17 protein-coding genes and 1 pseudogene are annotated in these 17936 nt (G+C 63.6%); 7 read left to right on the forward strand and 11 right to left on the reverse strand.

The genetic code is table 11. The features are described 5' to 3' along the window. Positions 1-31 precede the first annotated feature (31 nt). The 4 genes from U4Z64_RS34880 to msrB form a co-directional block, all read right to left on the reverse strand. Positions 32-1153, reverse strand: coding sequence for an aromatic ring-hydroxylating dioxygenase subunit alpha (locus U4Z64_RS34880; protein WP_321822414.1), 1122 nt, complete (start codon positions 1151-1153; stop codon positions 32-34). A 221-nt stretch (positions 1154-1374) separates the two neighbouring features. Continuing rightward, positions 1375-2118, reverse strand: a complete 744-nt coding sequence (gene msrA, locus U4Z64_RS34885; protein ID WP_321822415.1) for a peptide-methionine (S)-S-oxide reductase MsrA — start codon at positions 2116-2118, stop codon at positions 1375-1377. Between the two features lie 92 nt (positions 2119-2210). Beyond that, positions 2211-4082 carry a cytochrome c biogenesis protein DipZ gene (locus U4Z64_RS34890; RefSeq protein WP_321822416.1) on the reverse strand — a complete coding sequence of 624 codons (1872 nt, stop codon included), beginning with the start codon at positions 4080-4082 and terminating at the stop codon, positions 2211-2213. Between the two features lie 37 nt (positions 4083-4119). After that, positions 4120-4650 (reverse strand): peptide-methionine (R)-S-oxide reductase MsrB, encoded by a 531-nt coding sequence (msrB, locus tag U4Z64_RS34895; protein WP_124523624.1) that lies wholly within the window; start codon positions 4648-4650, stop codon positions 4120-4122. 81 nt (positions 4651-4731) lie between these two features. On the opposite strand from msrB, the gene U4Z64_RS34900 reads away from it, so the two are divergent. From U4Z64_RS34900 to U4Z64_RS34915, 4 genes are all read left to right on the forward strand, one after another. Then, positions 4732-4971 (forward strand): hypothetical protein, encoded by a 240-nt coding sequence (locus U4Z64_RS34900; RefSeq protein WP_321822417.1) that lies wholly within the window; start codon positions 4732-4734, stop codon positions 4969-4971. A gap of 605 nt (positions 4972-5576) precedes the next feature. Next, positions 5577-5855 (forward strand): HU family DNA-binding protein, encoded by a 279-nt coding sequence (locus U4Z64_RS34905; protein ID WP_059448531.1) that lies wholly within the window; start codon positions 5577-5579, stop codon positions 5853-5855. Next, a complete protein-coding gene (locus U4Z64_RS34910; RefSeq protein ID WP_321822418.1) occupies positions 5852-7123 on the forward strand; it encodes a PDDEXK nuclease domain-containing protein in 1272 nt (423 codons plus the stop codon). The genes U4Z64_RS34905 and U4Z64_RS34910 overlap by 4 nt, the downstream gene beginning before the upstream one ends. Positions 7124-7163: 40 nt before the next feature. Continuing rightward, positions 7164-8060 (forward strand): hypothetical protein, encoded by an 897-nt coding sequence (locus tag U4Z64_RS34915; protein WP_321822419.1) that lies wholly within the window; start codon positions 7164-7166, stop codon positions 8058-8060. Between the two features lie 359 nt (positions 8061-8419). Here the strand turns inward: U4Z64_RS34915 and U4Z64_RS34920 are convergent, their stop codons facing one another. Further along, positions 8420-9046 (reverse strand): hypothetical protein, encoded by a 627-nt coding sequence (locus tag U4Z64_RS34920; RefSeq protein ID WP_321822420.1) that lies wholly within the window; start codon positions 9044-9046, stop codon positions 8420-8422. 89 nt (positions 9047-9135) lie between these two features. Between U4Z64_RS34920 and U4Z64_RS34925 the strand changes: the two genes are divergently transcribed. Beyond that, a protein-coding gene (locus U4Z64_RS34925; RefSeq protein ID WP_102889801.1) for an IS5 family transposase occupies positions 9136-9953 on the forward strand; the annotation gives its coding sequence in 2 pieces (ribosomal slippage) (positions 9136-9484 and positions 9484-9953; 819 coding nt in all). A 506-nt stretch (positions 9954-10459) separates the two neighbouring features. On the opposite strand, the gene U4Z64_RS34930 is transcribed toward U4Z64_RS34925, so the two are convergent. From U4Z64_RS34930 to U4Z64_RS34945, 4 genes are all read right to left on the reverse strand, one after another. Beyond that, positions 10460-11707: a citrate synthase family protein gene (locus tag U4Z64_RS34930; protein ID WP_104767677.1), complete on the reverse strand. Its 1248-nt coding sequence runs from the start codon at positions 11705-11707 to the stop codon at positions 10460-10462. A gap of 60 nt (positions 11708-11767) precedes the next feature. After that, a complete protein-coding gene (locus U4Z64_RS34935) occupies positions 11768-12160 on the reverse strand; it encodes a VOC family protein (protein ID WP_321822421.1) in 393 nt (130 codons plus the stop codon). 47 nt (positions 12161-12207) lie between these two features. Next, positions 12208-13494, reverse strand: coding sequence for an MFS transporter (locus tag U4Z64_RS34940; RefSeq protein WP_062911590.1), 1287 nt, complete (start codon positions 13492-13494; stop codon positions 12208-12210). 94 nt (positions 13495-13588) lie between these two features. Beyond that, positions 13589-14347, reverse strand: a complete 759-nt coding sequence (locus U4Z64_RS34945) for an SDR family oxidoreductase (protein WP_321822422.1) — start codon at positions 14345-14347, stop codon at positions 13589-13591. Positions 14348-14660: 313 nt separating this feature from the next. Between U4Z64_RS34945 and U4Z64_RS34950 the strand changes: the two genes are divergently transcribed. Further along, positions 14661-15623 carry a 2-hydroxyacid dehydrogenase gene (locus U4Z64_RS34950; protein WP_124489426.1) on the forward strand — a complete coding sequence of 321 codons (963 nt, stop codon included), beginning with the start codon at positions 14661-14663 and terminating at the stop codon, positions 15621-15623. 70 nt (positions 15624-15693) lie between these two features. On the opposite strand, the pseudogene U4Z64_RS34955 reads toward U4Z64_RS34950, so the two are convergent. After that, positions 15694-15798, reverse strand: a pseudogene (locus U4Z64_RS34955) (gamma carboxymuconolactone decarboxylase); the annotation flags it as partial. 337 nt (positions 15799-16135) lie between these two features. Here U4Z64_RS34955 and U4Z64_RS34960 point away from each other — a divergent pair. After that, entirely contained in the window at positions 16136-17674 is a 1539-nt protein-coding gene (locus U4Z64_RS34960; protein WP_321822423.1) for an IS3-like element ISBmu11 family transposase, read from the forward strand. Positions 17675-17723: 49 nt separating this feature from the next. Here the strand turns inward: U4Z64_RS34960 and U4Z64_RS34965 are convergent. Further along, a partial coding sequence (locus U4Z64_RS34965; protein ID WP_321822424.1) for an ATP-binding protein occupies positions 17724-17936 on the reverse strand: 213 nt, incomplete at its 5' end.

The following is a 17936-nucleotide window of genomic DNA, read 5'->3' on the forward strand; positions in this document are numbered from 1 at the left end:
CGGGTTCGCAACGGGCACGCGCGCTGCGCAATCAGCGCGCGTCGCCCGTGTTTGCCTCGCGGATCGGAATCACGGTGCGCGCGCCGCACTGGCGCAGCAGGTCACGCAGTTCGTTGATGACCGGAAACACCTCGTGGTTCCAGTCGGCGCCTTGCCGGTCGTGCGCTTCCTGCTCGCGCTCGACGATCCAGCGATCCTCGCGGAAGATCCGCTCGGTGAACCAGACGAGCAGCGGCCACGCGAGATCGAGCGCGAACGGAATGCCCGGCTTGTGGATCGACAGCAGTCCGAACGTGCGGTTGGTGCGCTGTTGCGCGTCGAGCGGCACGTAGACGATCCACAGGTCCATCACGAGCGTGCCTTCGCTCGAGCGGATCTGCAGCGTCTGGTACGGGTAGCCCGTGCGCACCGTCATCACGCTCTTGTCGGCCTGGTCGGTCGGTTTCTTGCTGGCGCCGAACACGAGCGCCTCGCCGACCGGCTGCTTGCCTTCCATACGCGCGAACGTGTAGTCGACCTCGACCCAGTCGTCGCCGCGCCGGCGGCCGACGCTGCGTGCGCGCATCTGTCCCATCTGCTTGCGATGCAGGAACTGATGGTTCATGTCCATCAGGTTCTCGTGCATGAACGAGTAGTGGCACTTGACCTCGCGGCCGAAGCGGCGCGTCTTGTACGCGGGATCGTCCGCCGATTCCAGCGCGGGGAACGGGCGTTCGTCCGCGAGCGTCGCGTCGCCGGGGAACACGAAGATCAGCCCGTGCGCCTCGCGGCACGGATACGCGCGCACGCCGTTGGGCAGGCGCTCGCGGCCGAGGTACGGCACGTCGACACAGCGGCCGCTGTCGCACGCGTAGGTCCAGCCGTGGTAGCAGCAGCGCAGCGTTTCGCCGCTCACGACGCCCGCATGCAGCGGCACCTGGCGGTGCGCGCAACGATCTTCGAGCGCGTAGACGGCGCCGGATTCGGTGCGCACGAGCACGATCGGATCGCCGGCGAAGCGCACGCCGAGCGTCTTGCCGCGCTTGAGTTCGCGCGACCACGCGAGCGGATACCAGTGATCGGGATGGATGGGCACGCGGCGCAGGTCGCGCACGATCGAGCCGCCGGACGGTTCTTCGAGAGCACTGCTGTCAGACAAAGGCACTGCGCGCATGCGTGACGCCTCCTGGCTGGCTGGAGAGTTCCGAGCGCCGCGCGGTGCGCGGCGGGGGACTGATCTGGAGAAGTCTACGCGAAGTTTGCCCGCGAAGCTGACCCGATGCGGGTTTGCCCGGCCCGGACAGCATGCGTTTCGTTGATGCAGCGCAAACGCGGCCGGCGGCGCGGGCCGGCCGGGTCAGCGCGCACACCGGCCGCCGCGGCGCCGGCGGTCCCTCACAGGCCCGCGTCGCGCCACAGCACCGCGTCGGCGCGGTACAGCGCCGGAAAGCGCTGCTTCAGCCCGGCGACCTTCGGCAGGTCGTTGAACGCGATGTACGGCGCGTCGGGATGCAGCTCGAGGTAGTTCTGGTGATACGCCTCCGCCGGATAGAAGCCCTTGTACGGCTCGACGCGCGTGACGACGGGCGCCGGGAACGTGTGCGCGGTGCCCAGCTGCGCGATGTAGGCGGTCGCGACCGCGCGCTGCTGCGCGGTGGTCGGGAAGATCGCGGAGCGGTATTGCGGCCCTTCGTCGGGCCCCTGACGGTTGAGTTCGGTCGGGTCGTGCGCGACCGAGAAGAACACCTGCAGCAACCGGCCGTAGGTGACCTGCGTCGGGTCGTAGACGATGCGCACCGATTCCGCATGGCCCGTCAGCCCGCTGCCGACCAGCGCGTAGTGCGCGGTTTCGGAGGCGCCGCCCGCGTAGCCGGCCGTGACCTGCTTCACGCCCTTCACGTGCTCGAACACGCCCTGCACGCCCCAGAAGCAGCCGCCGGCGAGCACGGCCGTTTCCTCATGGGAGGCGCCCGGGGTTTCGTCGAGCGTCGGTGCGGGCACGGTGTGCATCGGTTCCGCGGAACTGACGACGCGCTGGTAGCCGAACACGGCGGCGGCCGCGATGGCGATCGCGCCGATGCGGCGCAGCATGGCCGCCCGCCGCCGCGGTGCGGAATCGCGAGTGGATGTCGGGATCATGAGTTGCTCCTTCGAAATGCGGGACGGAATAAGGTGGACGCGAGGTGGACGGGAGGCGGCGCGCGTGACGGCGTCCGCCACTGCGTGCGCGTTCAGCCGAACGTAAACGCATAGGCATCGACGCCGGGATCGAGAAACTCGATCGAGAACGTGCGGTCGGCGATCGCGCCCGGTTGCCGGACGAGCTGGTACAGGCGCTGGCCGGTGACGGTGCCGTAGCCCTGCGCATCGACGTCCGTGCCGTGTGCCGCGCCGGGCGCCGCGCCGTCGAGCGTCACGCGAAAGCGCACCGGCCTGCCGTTCGCGCCCGGGCCGAGCACGAGGTGCAGGTCGCGCGCATGGAAGCGGTAGACGATCCGGCCGGCCGGCGCGGCGAGCGTCGCGCGCTCGGCGCCGACCTGCCAGGTGCCGGCGAGGCCCCAGTCGTTCAGGTCGGGATGCGCGGGCGCGTCGTATCGGTGTGCCGCGTCGCGCACGACACCGCCCGGCGACGTGAAGTCGTCCGCGCGCGCATAGCCGACGTAGGTTTCGGGCGAGCGGACGTCCGCGCTGTCGGCCGCCGCGAGCGCGCCCTTCGCGGGGGCGCCGGCGAGCCCGAGCGGCACGTTCAGCGCTTCCGGGTGGCCGGCTTCGGCGAGCAGCGACTGGATCGCGCGTTCCGACTGCGCGTATTCGCCTTCGCCGAAGTGGTGGTGGCGGATCCGCCCTTGCGCGTCGACGAAGTAGTGCGCGGGCCAGTATTCGTTGCCGAACGCGCGCCAGATCGCATAGCCGTTGTCGATCGCGACCGGGTAGTCGATGCCCAGGTCGTGCACGGCCTTCTTCACGTTGCCGATGTCGCGCTCGAACGCGAACTCCGGTGCGTGCACGCCGATCACGACGAGGCCGTACGGCGCGTACTTGCGCGCCCAGGCGGTCGTGTACGGCAGCGTGCGCAGGCAGTTGATGCAGGAATACGTCCAGAAATCGACGATCACGACCTTGCCGCGCAGGCCGGCCGCGCTCAGCGGCGGCGAATTCAGCCACTGCACCGCGCCGTCGAGCGACGGCAGCGTGCCTTCGACGGGCAGCGCGGCCGGTGCCTGCGGCGCCGGCGTCGTGCCGGCGGTGCGCATCATCGCGGCGCCGGCCGCCGGTGCATCACCGGACGTCGCGGCCATCATTGCGCTGGCGCGCGCGGCACCGTTGCCGCCGGCGGTATCGCTGGTCGCGGACGTCGCCGCCGGCGCGCCATGCGAGCGGCCGCCGAGCCGGTCGACGAGCTTCGTCTCGAGGCCGCCCGTCGTGACGGTCGACAACTGCGCGAGCGCCCCCGTGTCGAGGCCGAGCGCGATCGCGCCGACGCCGGCCAGCAGCGCCGCGCCGATCCCGCGCTTGATCCATTCGCCGGCGCCGAGCGAGCGCTTCATCGCGGCGAACACCTTGCCGCCGATCACGAGCGCGACGCCGAGCGACGTCGCCGCGCCGGCCGCATACGCAACCAGCAGCAGCGTCGTGCCGACGCTCGCGCCGCGCAGCGCGGCGCCGGTCAGCACGAGCCCGAGGATCGGACCCGCGCACGGCGCCCACAGCAGGCCGGTCGCGACGCCGAGCAGCAGCGACGACGCGGGGCCGGCCGGGCGGCCGTCGCGCTGTGCGAACCCGGTGAGGCGGTTGCCGGCCGCGACGAGCGGGCGCGTCAGGTGCTCGGCGAAGCGCGGCAGCAGCAGCGTCAGGCCGAACACCGCGAGCAGCACGATGGCGAGCCAGCGGCCGGCCTGGTTGGCCTGCGCGACCCAGCCGCCGCCGACGGCGGCGAGCGTCGCGACGACGGCGAACGTGAGCGCCATGCCGATCAGCAGCGGCAGGCCGGTACGCACGAACGGCTGGTCGGCGCGCGCGAACACGAACGGCAGCACGGGCAGGATGCACGGGCTCAGGATCGTGAGCACGCCGCCGAGATAGGCGAGGACGATGAGCAGCATGGAGCGGTCTCCGGTCGTTCAGGAAGGCGGCGGCCCGTCAGGCGGCGGCCGGGTGGAAGGCGAGCGCGAGCCCGTTCATGCAGTAGCGCAGGCCGGTAGGCGGCGGGCCGTCGTCGAACACGTGGCCGAGATGGCCGCCGCAGCGGCGGCAGTGCACTTCGGTGCGCGACATCCCGTACGACGGATCGAGCGCGGTCGCGACCGCGTGGTCGAGCGGCTTCCAGAAGCTCGGCCAGCCGGTGTGGCTGTCGAACTTGGTATCCGACGAGAACAGCGCGAGGTCGCAGCCGGCGCACGCGAACGTGCCGTGGCGGTGCTCGCCGTTCAGCGGGCTGCTGTACGGCGGCTCGGTGCCGGCGTCGCGCAGCACCGTGTATTGGGCGGGCGTGAGGCGGCGGTGCCATTCGGCGTCGCTGCGGGTGATCTCGAACGGGGCGGCCGTCGGTCCGGCGGCGGGCGGCGCGGCGAACGCACGGCCGACCAGCGCACGGCGGCCCGTCGACGACAGTGCCGCGAGTGCCGCAAGGCCGGTCGCGCCGGCGAACAGCAGATGTCTGCGGGTGGGCATGATGGGCTCCTGGAAGCAGGTCCTGAAAACATGCGCACAGAGTAGGTGGCGGGCGGTGTCGAAGTCCTCACGGAAAGTTAAATGAATCGTGATATCTGGGGTGTTCCGTGGGGGGCGGTGGAATCCGTCGATGCTCCAACTGGGAAGAGCCTTCGAACGGGTGAGCCGCCGATATTTACCGAGCACCGGTTCACGCCACGATTTTTAGTGTTCGTCGAGTTGCGTGGCGAATCCGGACTTTGGCTTGCCGATCAAATCGGACTGGGAAACGAGCGTTGTTTGACTGCGGTCGCGAATCACACCGAGCGGCTGACGCATTGATAGACGGATGAGTTTGCAAGCTAGCGCGACCGGCGTGTGGTGCGCGTGTGGATGCGGAAGTTTGACAGTTTTTTACGTTGAAACTTCAGGGGGCGAGTTGGGCGTGCGCGGTTGTGCAGCGAAAGAGGGGCACGGTGCGCTCCGCCGAAGCGGTCCATGTCTAGGCAGGATCCGGCGCAATGAAGGGGAACATAGTAAGGGCTATGTTACCCTTCATTTCGGGACATCGAGCGAACTCCCCAGGCTCGTGGGGCTCACACAACTGAAGTTGGGTCTAGGCCCGGCTGCCGGTGGCGGGCAGAGGGGAGGCAGGAGACGCGGCACGAACCGATGCCGTAGTCTGCGCAGGTCGGCCGGGAAGATTCGGCTGGAGTAACAGTCACGTTGTCAGTGATAGCACCCGCACCGGCCCGAGAGTTGTGTGAGCGCTGGCCGGGCGGAAAACGTTCGCGATTGCTCTTGGCGAGCGTGGCTGCGACAGGTGTAAGCCGGAGTTCATTGGTGGGCTGCCCGCCGCAGGCAGTGGTGGGGCGGAGGCCAGCGATTTGCGTGTGTGCAGCGGGATGAGGTAGGGTGCAGCTTTGACTTTGTTGCCGAGGCTGTTCATGAACAAGCAGGAACTCATTGACGCGGTCGCAGCGGGCGCGGGCGTCAGCAAAACCGACGCGAGCAAAACCGTCCAGGCGGTCCTGGATGCGATCACGGACGCGGTGAGTCGCGGTGAATCGGTACAGCTGATCGGTTTCGGCGCGTTTTCGCAGGGGCAGCGCACTGCCCGCACGGGACGTAATCCGACGACGGGCGCGGAGATTGCCATCCCGGCCGCGAATACTGTGAAGTTCACCGCCGGCAAGGCGTTCAAGGACGTGGTGAACGCACTGTGACGCAGCGCGAGGTCGGGCAGGCCGCTTATGCGGGACTGCACCGTGAAATTGCTGATGTCGTCGCGTCGGCGCGCGAAGCGACGGCTCGCACGGTGAACGCCCTGATGACGGCGACATATTGGGAGATCGGGCGACGAATCGTTGAGTTCGAGCAGGGCGGGGAGGGACGGGCCGCTTATGGCGAGGCGGTGATCCGCCGTTTGGGCGCCGATCTGTCAGAGCGATTCGGTCGCGGCTTCGGATGGCGCAATCTCGCACAGATGCGCGCCTTTTACTTGACGTGGCCTGCGGATCGGATTGTGCAGACACTGTCTGCACAATCCACGCCCGCCCGGATTGTCCCGACAGCGTCTGCAAAATCAACCAAGGCGGCGGTGAAGGCGCCGCCGGGCGTGGCGTTTGAGCCAAATTCTATCGCTCAGGCTTTTCCGTTGCCCTGGTCCGCCTACGTTCGTCTCCTCGCGGTGAAAGCGCAAGCTGCTCGCGACTTTTACGAGGCTGAAGCGCTGCGTGAAGGCTGGTCTGTGCGGCAGCTTGACCGTCAGATCAGCAGTCAGCTCTATGAGCGGCTGGTGCTGTCACGCAACAAGGCGTCCTTGCTCGGAAAGGCGGCTGTAGCGCAACCCGGCGATCTTCTATCGCCCGAGGAAGCGATCCGCGATCCGTTCGTCCTCGAATTTCTTGACATGAAGGACGAATATTCGGAGTCGGATCTCGAAGCGGCCTTGATCCAGCACTTGGCGGACTTTCTCCTCGAGCTCGGCGATGACTTTGCGTTCATAGGTCGGCAGCGGCGTTTATACCTCCGGGAATACTTCGCTTCGTTGATGTCTCGTCTCGGGGTTCACTGGCAATTACATCCTTTGCTCTCGGAGCACCATCAAGCCTTCTTTGACAGTTCGGCCGCGAAAATTGACCGGCTACGCAGGGAGGGGGCTACGTACATCGGCGGAATCGACTTCTTCCGCAAAGTGTTCCAACACCGAAGCGGTATCACCGTCAACACCATCCATGGCGTCAAGGGTGCCGAGTTCGACGTAGTGATAGCGTTCGGCCTGCTGCAGGGAATGGTCCCCCATTTCAGCGAAGAGGCAGGGGCAGATGGGGGAGTCAACAGCGCCAAAAAGTTGCTTTACGTTATTGGCTCAAGGGCGCGCAGACATCTTTATTTGATCTCTGAGCAGCAACGCATGAGAGGTGGAGGGCGCGGCCCGTACGCAGCAACCGACGCGCTTGCCGCATGCGTGTTCGATTACGACGTCGTGTAGCCCAATTCCTAGACGAGTATTGACCGTAGAAAAGACACTCTTGAATAATTTTCGCACAGCCACTCTCGAAGACATTCGTAGCGCAACCGGGTCAACGTATTGCTATACCTATGACGAACTCCCGCGCCAGGCAGAATTGGCGATGATCCAGTCATACTGCATCAATCGCCGTTCGCTCTTTGCGCCTATAGCCAAATCGTTCGACGTCGATGCAAATAGCCACTGGATACTGCGCCACTATCTAGCGATAAAATTTGCAACCGCCGCGAATATGCTCGCTGGCTCAGCAGCATACGCTTACGAACACAACTTAATGCTCGGTGTTCCATATTTCAACTATTATTCAGTTCTGAACGCATGCAGAGCTTTCCTCCTCACCTCTCCCCAAGTTGTGTGGCAAGGTGAAAAGACGGTCAAGATGACCCACCAGAACATCCTCAATCGCACCGCAGACTACATGCGCTCGCTCGATCCAGAACGAATGCCAGAATGGCGCACACAGCTCGAGGAGCTTCGCGAGCACCGGGAGCTCTTCTCGTACCGCTTTCCCCTCTCAGGACCGGAACTGGCTGGCAATCGTGCGCTCGATGTGGAGGCAGCGACCTCATTGGGCCGTCTGATCGCGGAGCTCGCTTCATTGAATAGCGAATGTCTCGATGCAGCGTTGCGCAAGTATTCGTCGATGGAACTGTCGGTTCGATCCATCGATGATCATGATTGGGCGACGGTATATGCGCTCGCCGGCGTTCCGAAACGGGATCCCTCAGATCAGTTACGCTTGAGAAAATTTGTACAGGGATGGAGGACTGTCGCGCCACTCGAGGTAATGACCACGGATGGTCTCTTGGACGATGTTTACGGGACATGGTGTGATCCTGAGGATCGTCCCGGCATGTTTGACCCCGACGATACGAGCAAGCTCATTTTGAATCTCTAACTGGACTGTCAAACGGAATTGTGCGCAGGCGATAATTAACAGTTAAGCAAAAATTTTGTTGGAATACTAACCCATCAGAAGCAACCAGCGATGTTGTCGACAGTCTGGCGACGCTCTCCGAGTGATCGCAAAGGCAGATCATATCGCTGTATCGAATGACCGATGTCCTTTCGAAGTGGATGTTGACGGCAAACTGGACGGAATGACCTGGTTGGGGTCGTCAGCTGCCATCGGCGTCCGTAGCCTGCAACGATGCGGCGCAGCCTCCATTGTCGGTCCGGGTTCGGCCAGGAGCGGTCGTACGGCACCCACTTTCGAACGACCGCTTTCGCCCTACCACTCGTTCTGCGGCGGCACACTCACGGGCTCTTTGGCGCCGACGAATGGTCCGCCGCCTGCTTTCTTTTCGTGCGGGATGCGCCTCGCTTCTTAGGCGTTCCCGCATTATTGATCTCATTTGCAAATCTCAAAATAGTCATCGCCAACGTATGGACTCCTTTACTGCCGCCAGCGAGGACCGCTGCTGTGAGTAACGCATCAAGTCCAGTAAAGATCCTCAATTGCATCCAGGAGACAAATTCACTCGGCTGTGGCGGGTCGACGAAATAACGAAGCGCCCGAAACCCAGCGAACGCGACGCAGAGGCCGAGACAAAGATTAAATATCAATGCGTATTGCGACGTCCGCAGCTTGTGCAACCGGAGTTCTCTTTCTGCGGTCAGAACGCGCTCCTTCGCGTCCGGGACATCTTTCTCCGAACGCACGCCAGCTTCATACAAGTTGATTAACCCTGCTTTTGCGACCGCGAGACTGTCGCGAAGCAGAATCTTGCTCTTGCGCATTGTCAACGACAGCAAAACCTCGGATGCGCGCTCCATAACAACAGAGAGCCCAAAAATCGCAAGCGCGAAGTTACCGACCTTCTTTAAGGCCTCAGGGTTTGGTGGTGCGACGGCCGTGACGACGAAATTCGGCAGCCAAAGCATTAAGAGACGGTTTCAAAAAGACGCGTAGCTACTGTTAACTTTTCTCTCGACCTGTTAACCTGAGCCGTCGTGACAACCGGATCAGGGAGATGGGCAAGCCGATCATTGACGACGAGTTGTGGAAACTAATCGAGCCACTTCTACCACCTGCCAAGCCCCGTCGGTTCAAGTACCCGGGCCGCAAGCCCGTGCCGAATCGTGCAGCGCTGACGGGCATTCTGTTCGTGCTGAAGACCGGCATTCGCTGGCGCGATCTTCCTGCGGAAATGGGATGTGGCTCGGGCGTGAGTTGCTGGCGTCGGCTGCGGGACTGGCAAGAGGCTGGCGTGTGGGACGCATTGCACGCGTTGCTGCTGACCAAACTACGCGCGGCAAACCAGATTGACTTCTCACGTGTGGTCGTCGACTCCTCGTCGATTCGAGCGGTTGGGGCGGGCGAAAAACTGGCCCGAACCCCACCGATCGAGCGCGACCCGGTTCCAAACACCACCTCGCCACCGACGCCAACGGCACACCGATCGCGGCAATCTTGACCGGAGCCAACCGCAATGACGTCACGCAACTGATCCCCCTGATCGAGGCGATCGCGCCGATCAAAGGCGTTCGCGGTCGGCCACTGAGCAGGCCCAAACGCGTCTATGCGGATCGAGGCTACGATCACGACAAGTACCGGCGCATCCTGCACGAGCGAGGCATTCCCACCAGCATTGCTCGACGCGGACAACCACACGGCAGCGGGCTTGGGAAGGTTCGATGGGTCGTTGAGCGCACGCATGCCTGGATGCACCACTTTCGACGTCTCCGTATCCGATTCGAACGGCGTGCCGACATTCATGAAGCGTTCCTCAAACTCGGTTGCTCCATGATCTGCTGGAACATTTTGCAGCGGACTCAGCAGCCTTTATGAAACCGTCTCTAAGGCAATCGTAAGGCCAATGACTAAGGGCCAAGCCGAGACCCTTCGATCGAGCGCGTTGTCTTGCATTGCTTTGCTCATGTTGTTTCCACCTCGAGACGAGAAAGAATGTCCGGCGGGACCTCACGCAGAGTGAGTCGAAATATAGTACGTCGCCAAAGCTAATGCGACATGTCAGTGGTGATGCCCGCGTGAACGGACATTGCATGACCGGCCCTTGACGACCGCTTCGGGTCGTTCAGAGTCGTTCGCGTTGCTCCACAACCGCCATTCGTGGTCACGTGCCGATCCTGACGCCGGGATGAACGCGCCAACAAGATAGGGAACCTTATCACTATGCTGCGATTGCCTGCTCAAAACTCAGATTTCGCACAATGCATGACTGCCACTGCCGGCGTCGCAGGGGAGTTGACGCAGGTCTTCGTGAGTCGCGGCCGATGAAAACTTTTCATTGCAAACGGTGGCGCGTTCAATTCGGTCTACGTTTGTCACGCGAATTACTCCACCACCTTGAAAAGGCGGTTCTTGTTGATCATGCCGACTTTCGTCTGTTTGCCGTCGTCGTCAGCAGCGGGCCGCAGATGCCGATCGTCGAGCGTCGGCCCCGTATAGCGGCTGCGCGGCCGGATCACCTTGCCGACGCGCAGCTGTTCGATGCAGTGTGCGAGCAGTCCGACGCTGCGCGCGATCGAGAACAGCCCGAACGCCGCATCGCGCGGCAACTGAAGCTGCACCGACAGCATTGCGAGCGCGACATCGATGGTCGGCCGCTGGCCGGTGAGCGTCGTGACCTTGTCGACGAAGTGCGCGAGTTCCGTCGGCGGATCGAGCCGCGCAAGCAGCGCGGCCGCGCGCGGATCGCCGTCGGGGTAAAGATGATGGCCGAAACCGGGAATCGGGATTGCGGACTTCAGGTGATGATCGACGACGCGCTCGGCACCCAATCGTTGCACATCGTCGAACACTGCGCGCACGCGTCCCGACGCGTCGCCGTGCAGCGGTCCCGACAACGTCGCGAGCCCCGTCAGCAGGCAGCCCGCGAGCGACGCGCCGGTCGATGCGGTGATGCGCGCGGCGAATGCCGAACTCGTGATCTCATGATCGGCGACCAGCACCATCGCGCGGCGCAGCAGGTCTGCGCCATGGCTGTCGAGGCCCCAGCCGGCCGCGAGCCGCTGATGGGTGTGAAGCGGGCTTGCGCCGGCGTCGTCGTGCGCGCCGAACGCGCGCGACACGATCGCAACGAGCTGCCCGGCCTCGATGTGCAGCGCGCTGTCGAGCCGGCCGAGCGTCGAATGGCCAAACGCGGCCAGCGTCGCGAGCATCGTGAACGCACATTGCCGGTCACGCTCGCCGGGCGGCAGCACGATCACCGGCGCGTCGAACGACACCGGCGCGGTGGCCTGCCAGAGCAGCGAAGCCGTTTCCTCGAGCGTCGCGGTATCTGCGAGTTCAATGCTGTCGCGGCCGCGATACCATGCGCGACCCTTCGAGAACGTGGTGATGCCGCTGTAAATGCACGGCTCGGCGCCAAAGATCGTGCTGGCCGCGAGCGCCGCTCGCTTGCGGCCGACCTGCTTCTTGCGACACAGCGCGACCACATCCTCGGCCCGATACAGGCTCTTGCGCGGATCGTCGGGATCCTGCATCACGGCAATGCTGCCGCGGCTGGCGTACGCGTAGACGGTCTGCGCCCGCACGCCGAGCCGCCGCGCCGCTTCCGTCAGGGTGATCCAGTTCTGCATGGGGAGTCGTGATGAGGATGCGGCCGGTTCGCGGCCGCTTGCGCCGACTATAGACCGGGTTCAGTTGAATGTCATCTCGGCCGGGCGCCGTTCGAGCACCTCGACGAGGATGTCGCCGGGCGCGCGCACGAAACAGCCGCGCACGCCGGGGCGGATCCGCGTGACGGGCTGGACGATCTCCGCGCCGTTGTCGACCAGATGTGCGTAAGCCGCGTCCAGATCCTCGACCAGCACGCCCAAGTGGTCGATCCCTTGCATGCGCGCGCCGTCCGGCACGATCGCCGGACGCGCGTCCGGCAGCGCCGTGATGAAGAGGTTGATTGCCCCGATCCGCAGGTCGACGCGGCCGGGGCGCCGCACGATTTCGGCGTTCAGGCAGCGCGCGAACCACGCGGCGGTGGCCTCGGCATCAGCCGAGCAGAGTTGCAGGTGATCCCATCTGAATTCGATCATGGTCGTGTGCGGTACGTGCAGTGGAGCGTAAAAGGGGGCGAACCGGGTCAGAGCTCGATACGCGACAGCTTGCCGAGCAGCACCGAGTACGACAGCGTGCCGAGGAGGCAGATCGCACCCATCAGGTTCAGCGCCCAGAAAAAGTTGCCGGTGTGCTGCGCCACGTAGCCGATCATCAGCGGCGTGGTGACAGCTGCGATATTTGCTGCGAGGCTCGTGATGCTGCTGGTGAGCCCGACATAGCGTTTCGGCGCGATCTCGGACACCGCCGCCCACGACATCGAGCCGATTCCCTGTGCGAAGAACGCGACGGTTAGGATCGCGATCACCAGCGTGTTCGACTGCACGAAATTGACGAGCACGATCGATGCGCCGAGGAAGGTGCCGATCACGAGGGGCGCCTTGCGCGACGACGACATTGATACGCCGCGCCGGATGCAGAGATCGGACAAATAGCCCGCGATAAGGATCCCGAGCGTCGCGCCGATGAACGGCATCGCCTGGAAGAAACCGACCTTGATCATCGACATGTGCCGTTCCTCGACAAGGTAGGTCATGAACCAGGTCGTGAAGAACACCAGCAGCGTGTTGTTGCAGAACTTGCCGAGACAGATCGCGAGGATCTGCCGATAGCCCAGCAGGCGCAGCGCCATGCGCCAGTCGAACCGGTCGCGCGCCGTCACTACCGGCTGCCCTTCGGTGATGTACTGCAGCTCGGCCGCGTTGACGCGTGGATGGCGCGACGGATCGCGATAGAGCCGGTACCAGACGACGCTGAACAGAATGCCGAACGCGCCGGTCGCGAAGAACACGGCGCGCCAGCCGAATGCCGACGAGATCCACAGCAATAGCCCGGTGAAGAGCGGCGTGCCGATGTACTGACCCATCACGTACACGCTCGTCGCGAAGCCGCGCTCCTGGACCGGGAACCACATCGTCACCGCGCGCGCGTTCGACGGAAACGCGGGCGCTTCGAGCGCGCCCATCGCTAGCCGAGAGCCGAGCAGCATGTGGTAGCCATGCGCGAGCCCTTGCGTCAGCGTGGCCAGCGACCAACCGACGAGCGATAGCGCATACGCGACGCGCGAGCCGAGCAGGTCGGCGAGAGCGCCAGCCGGCAGCAGCGCGATCGAGTAGGCGAGGCCGAACACGGCGAACAGCTCGCCCATCTGCACGCGGGTAAGCGCGAGATCCTTCGACAACGCCGGCGCGACGATACCGAGCGCCGAGCGATCGACGTAGTTGAGGACGGTGGCCACCAGCAGCATCGACAGCACGCCGTAGCGCACCCGCGATCGCCTGGCGGCGCCTGCGTGCGCGTCGAACTCGCGCATGACCGAAACCTGTTCTTCAGCGGTTTTCAATGTTGTCTCCTGTTTTGTGATGGTTGTGCTGGTGCACCTGCCGTGTGCGCCGGCGCGCTTCCGGTCAGCCGCGTCCGACGAAGGGCATCGCGCTTGCCATGATCGTCATGTTCAGAATGTTCGCTTCGAGCGGCAGGCTCGCCATCTGCACGATCGCGTTCGCGACGTGCGCAACGTCGACGCGCGGCTCGGGCGCGATGCGGCCATCGGCCTGCAGCACGCCGTTGTTCATCCGCTCGGTCAGCGACGTGGCGGCGTTGCCGATATCGATCTGGCCGCAGGCGATGTTGAACGGTCGACCGTCGAGGGCAAGCGAACGCGTGATGCCGAGGACCGCGTGCTTCGTGGCCGTGTACGCGATCGTGTTCGGGCGCGGCGTGTGCGCGGAGATCGAACCGTTGTTGATGATGCGGCCGCCTTGCGGCGTCTGGCGCTTCATCTGGCGCCACGCGGCGCGGGCGCACAGGAACACGCCGGTCAGGTTGGTGGCGACCACGTCGTTCCAGAACTCAAGCGAATAATCGTCGAGCGGCACGGCGCCTGCGTTGCGGCCCGCGTTGTTGAACAGCACGTCGAGGCGGCCGAAGTCATGCGCAATTCGCGTGAAGCTCGCATCGACCGATGCCTCGTCGGAAACGTCGGTCGGAATGACCGCGGCCACGCCGCCTGCCCGCTCGACGATCTCCTGCGTCGCGAGTAGTGGATCAATGCGCCGGCCGAGCAGCGCGACGCTGAAACCGGCTTGCGCGAGCGCTACCGCCGCTGCCTGTCCGATTCCGGTGCCGGCGCCCGTCACTGCCGCGATTCTTTTCTCTGCCTGCATTTTCACGCCCTCGTCTTCAGTCCGTTGAACATGCAAAAAGCATTGCGCGGCGACGATTTCGCAGCAATCTTGATTCTTTCAATCAACATCAACCGCCCCGTCCCGACGGGCTGGCGTCAGGGTTTTCCTGAGCTCGCGACTGCGCCGTTCGCGCGCCGGCACGGCATCGCGTATAGCAGAGGACATGATCGGAATCGGTCGATTATCCGGTCGCTCAATGCCGCGCGGACATGTTGATCGAACCAATCAATATTGACCTGCGCCGACTGCGCTTCGTAGGCTGTGTTCCGTTTTCCGACCCAAGGACGAGACCATGCCTGACAACAATCGCACCCGCCTGTTGGTTGCGCGACGCGTTCCCGCCGCAGTCGCCGCACGCGCAGAATCCGAATTCAACGCGTATGTAACGGACGCCGACATGGACGCGTCGTCCGTCGTCGAGTTCTGCAATCGCTACGAGACGCCGGCGGTGCTGATCGGCAAGAAATCGGGGCTGCAGGCCGAGCACATCGCAGCATTGCCACCGAGCGTGAAGATCATCGCGAACGCGAGCGCCGGGTACGACCACATGGATGTCGCCGCCGCACGCGCACGCGGAATCGCGGTCAGCAACGCCCCCGATGCGCTGACCGACTGCACGGCCGATTTCACGATGCTGCTGGTGCTGGCCGCGTGCCGGCGTGCATCGGAGTACGAGCGTATCGTGCGCTCGGGGTGGGGAAAGTCGTTCGGCATGACCGACATGCTCGGTACGCGCGTGAACGGCAAGACGCTCGGAATCGTCGGTTTCGGGCGGATCGGCCGTGCGGTCGCGCAGCGCGCGCGCGGCTTTGGGATGAAGATCGTCTATACCGACCGACGTCCCGCACCGCCCGAGATCGAGGCCGGCGCGCGCTATTGCGCGGATCTCGACACGCTGCTCCCGCAGTGCGACATCCTCACGCTGCACGTGCCCGGCGGCGGCACGCCGTTGATGACACGCCGCGAATTCGGCTTGCTGCGCGAAGGTGCCGTGTTCGTGAATGCGGCACGCGGCAGTCTCGTCGACGAGGATGCGCTTTACGATGCGTTGACGTCGCATCGGCTGTTCGCCGCGGGGCTCGACGTTTACCGGAGCGAACCCAATATCGATCCGCGCTTTGCCGCGCTCGACAACGTGTTTCTGTCGCCGCACATGGCGAGCGCGACCGTCGAGACGCGCGACCAGATGGGGTTTACCGCGCTCGACAACGTCGCGGCGGTGCTTGACGGGAAGGGGGCGCCGAACGCGCTGTGATGCCGGCGGGCGCGAGCGCTCGCCCATGCCGGGGTGTCCGATGACGGAACCCCCGGCTTCAACCGCGTCGTTACTTCAACACCCCCTCCGCCACCAGCACCTCATGCGCGGCCTTGAACGCGCTGAGACGATGCGGAATACCCGAATAGGCGGTCGCATGCAGCAGGGTCGTTTTTGTTACGTCCAGGGGGGTGACGACGGACGCCCTAACGTCGAGTTGCGATAGGGCTTCCGCCTAGGTCTCGCGTGATGCGCCAAACCATGCCGCCGCTCGGGCCTGTCAGGAATTTTGTGTTTAAGGCATAACATGCTCCCAAGGAGAGTTTATGCCTCGCAATCCGAAAGCCCAGCCGCGGCTCTGCCGGCGATTCCGGCCGAGTTGCTCGAGCAGTTCGGCAACGGTCCGATGACGGCCGAAGCCATCAACGCCGCGACGCTGGCGTGTTGATTTCCACTGAATCTTGACCCACCGGGGATGCGGACAAAATCTTGGACTACTTTGGAGGTAGTCCATGTATTCATACGAAGACCGCGTTCGGGCGGTCGAGCTGTACCTGAAACTCGGAAAGCGCGTCAAGGCGACAATCCGCCAGTTGGGTTACCCGACGAAGAATTCTCTCAAGGCGTGGTGCGAGGAATTCGAGAAGAGTGGCGATCTGCAGAAAGAGTATGTTCGCGTAAAGCCAAAGTACTCAGAAGAACAGAAGAACCTGGCACTTGAGCATTACGTCAATCACGGGCGCAGCTTCAGCTTCACCCTCAGGGCATTAGGCTATCCCTGTCGCCAGATACTGACGGCGTGGGTTCGCGAGCGCTATCCGGAAACCAGGAAACGCGTGGTTGGCAAGGCAGGCCGACCGGCCGTGTCATTGGCGACCAGGCAGCTCGCGGTGTACGAACTGTGCACACGGGAAGGAAGTGCACAGGCGGTGGCGCAAAAGCTGGACGTCGACAGGGTGTCGCTGTACAACTGGAAGAACCAGTTACTCGGCCGAGGGGCCCCTGCATCCATGAAGCGCGACAAGGGATCACCATCAGAGACGGATCGGGACGAACTGGAGCGGCAGGTCGAAGAGCTCCGGCGCGACATTCGCAATCTGAAGCTTGAACACGACCTGTTGAAGAAGGCGAATGAACTCGTAAAAAAAGACCTGGGCGTCGACCTGCCACTCCTGAGCAATCGGGAGAAGACGAAACTGGTTGACGCCCTGAGAGAAGAATACGGTTTGACTGAGCTGCTTGAGCGGTTGGACCTGGCGCGCAGCTCCTATTTTTATCATCGGTCGCCCATACGGGTTGCCGACAAATATGCAGATGTCCGTCGTACCGTTGCAGAGATCTTCGAGGACAATCACCGATCCTACGGCTATCGTCGGGTGCAAGCAGCGCTTAGCAGGCAACGAGTGTTTCTATCGGAGAAAGTCGTGCGTCGCCTCATGAAACAAGGCGGCCTCCACGCAGCAAGGCCCAAGCGGCGCCGATATCGCTCTTATATCGGGGAAATCAGCCCTGCCCCAGATAACATCATCAATCGCGATTTCCACGCGAACGCCCCCAACGAAAAGTGGGTGACGGATATTTCCGAGTTCCAGATTCCTGCGGGGAAGGTATATCTATCGCCCATGATCGACTGCTTCGATGGGATGGTAGTCAGCTGGTCGATTGGCACAAGCCCCGACGCAGAGCTCGTGAATTCCATGTTAGATGCGGCTATCGAGACCGTGACCGAGGACGACGAGACGCCGATCGTGCATTCCGATCGGGGTGGCCACTACCGTTGGCCTGGCTGGCTATCGCGGGTTGCGACGGCTAAGCTGATCCGCTCCATGTCGCGTAAAGCCTGTTCACCGGACAACGCGGCCTGTGAGGGATTCGTCGGCAGGCTAAAGACCGAGATGTTCTATCCAGGAGACTGGCGTTCGACGACCATCGCGGAGTTCGTTGAGGTACTGGACGCCTACGTTCGCTGGTACAACGAGAAACGGATCAAGGGCTCCCTTGGCTATCTCAGCCCCATCGAGTACCGTGAAAGCCTTGGGTTAGCAACGTAAATCAGTCCAAGAAAATAGCCGCATCCCCACCCGAGACAGCGTAGTACATCTATTCCGGTGTGGATAACTCCTCACTGCCTGCTGCTTTTGCTGCTCTCTTTCTGGTTGCCTTCGCCTTGGCAGAACTGGACTTGAAGCGCCAGGATTCATTGCCTGTTTCGACGATGTGGCAGTGATGGGTGACGCGGTCCCGCAGCGCCGTCGTCATCTTTGCGTCCCCGAACACGGTCGCCCACTCACCGAAGCTGAGGTTGGTGGTGAT

Origin of the sequence: Burkholderia sp. BCC1996 (assembly GCF_905339955.1) — a bacterium.
Classification (GTDB): Bacteria; Pseudomonadota; Gammaproteobacteria; order Burkholderiales; family Burkholderiaceae; genus Burkholderia.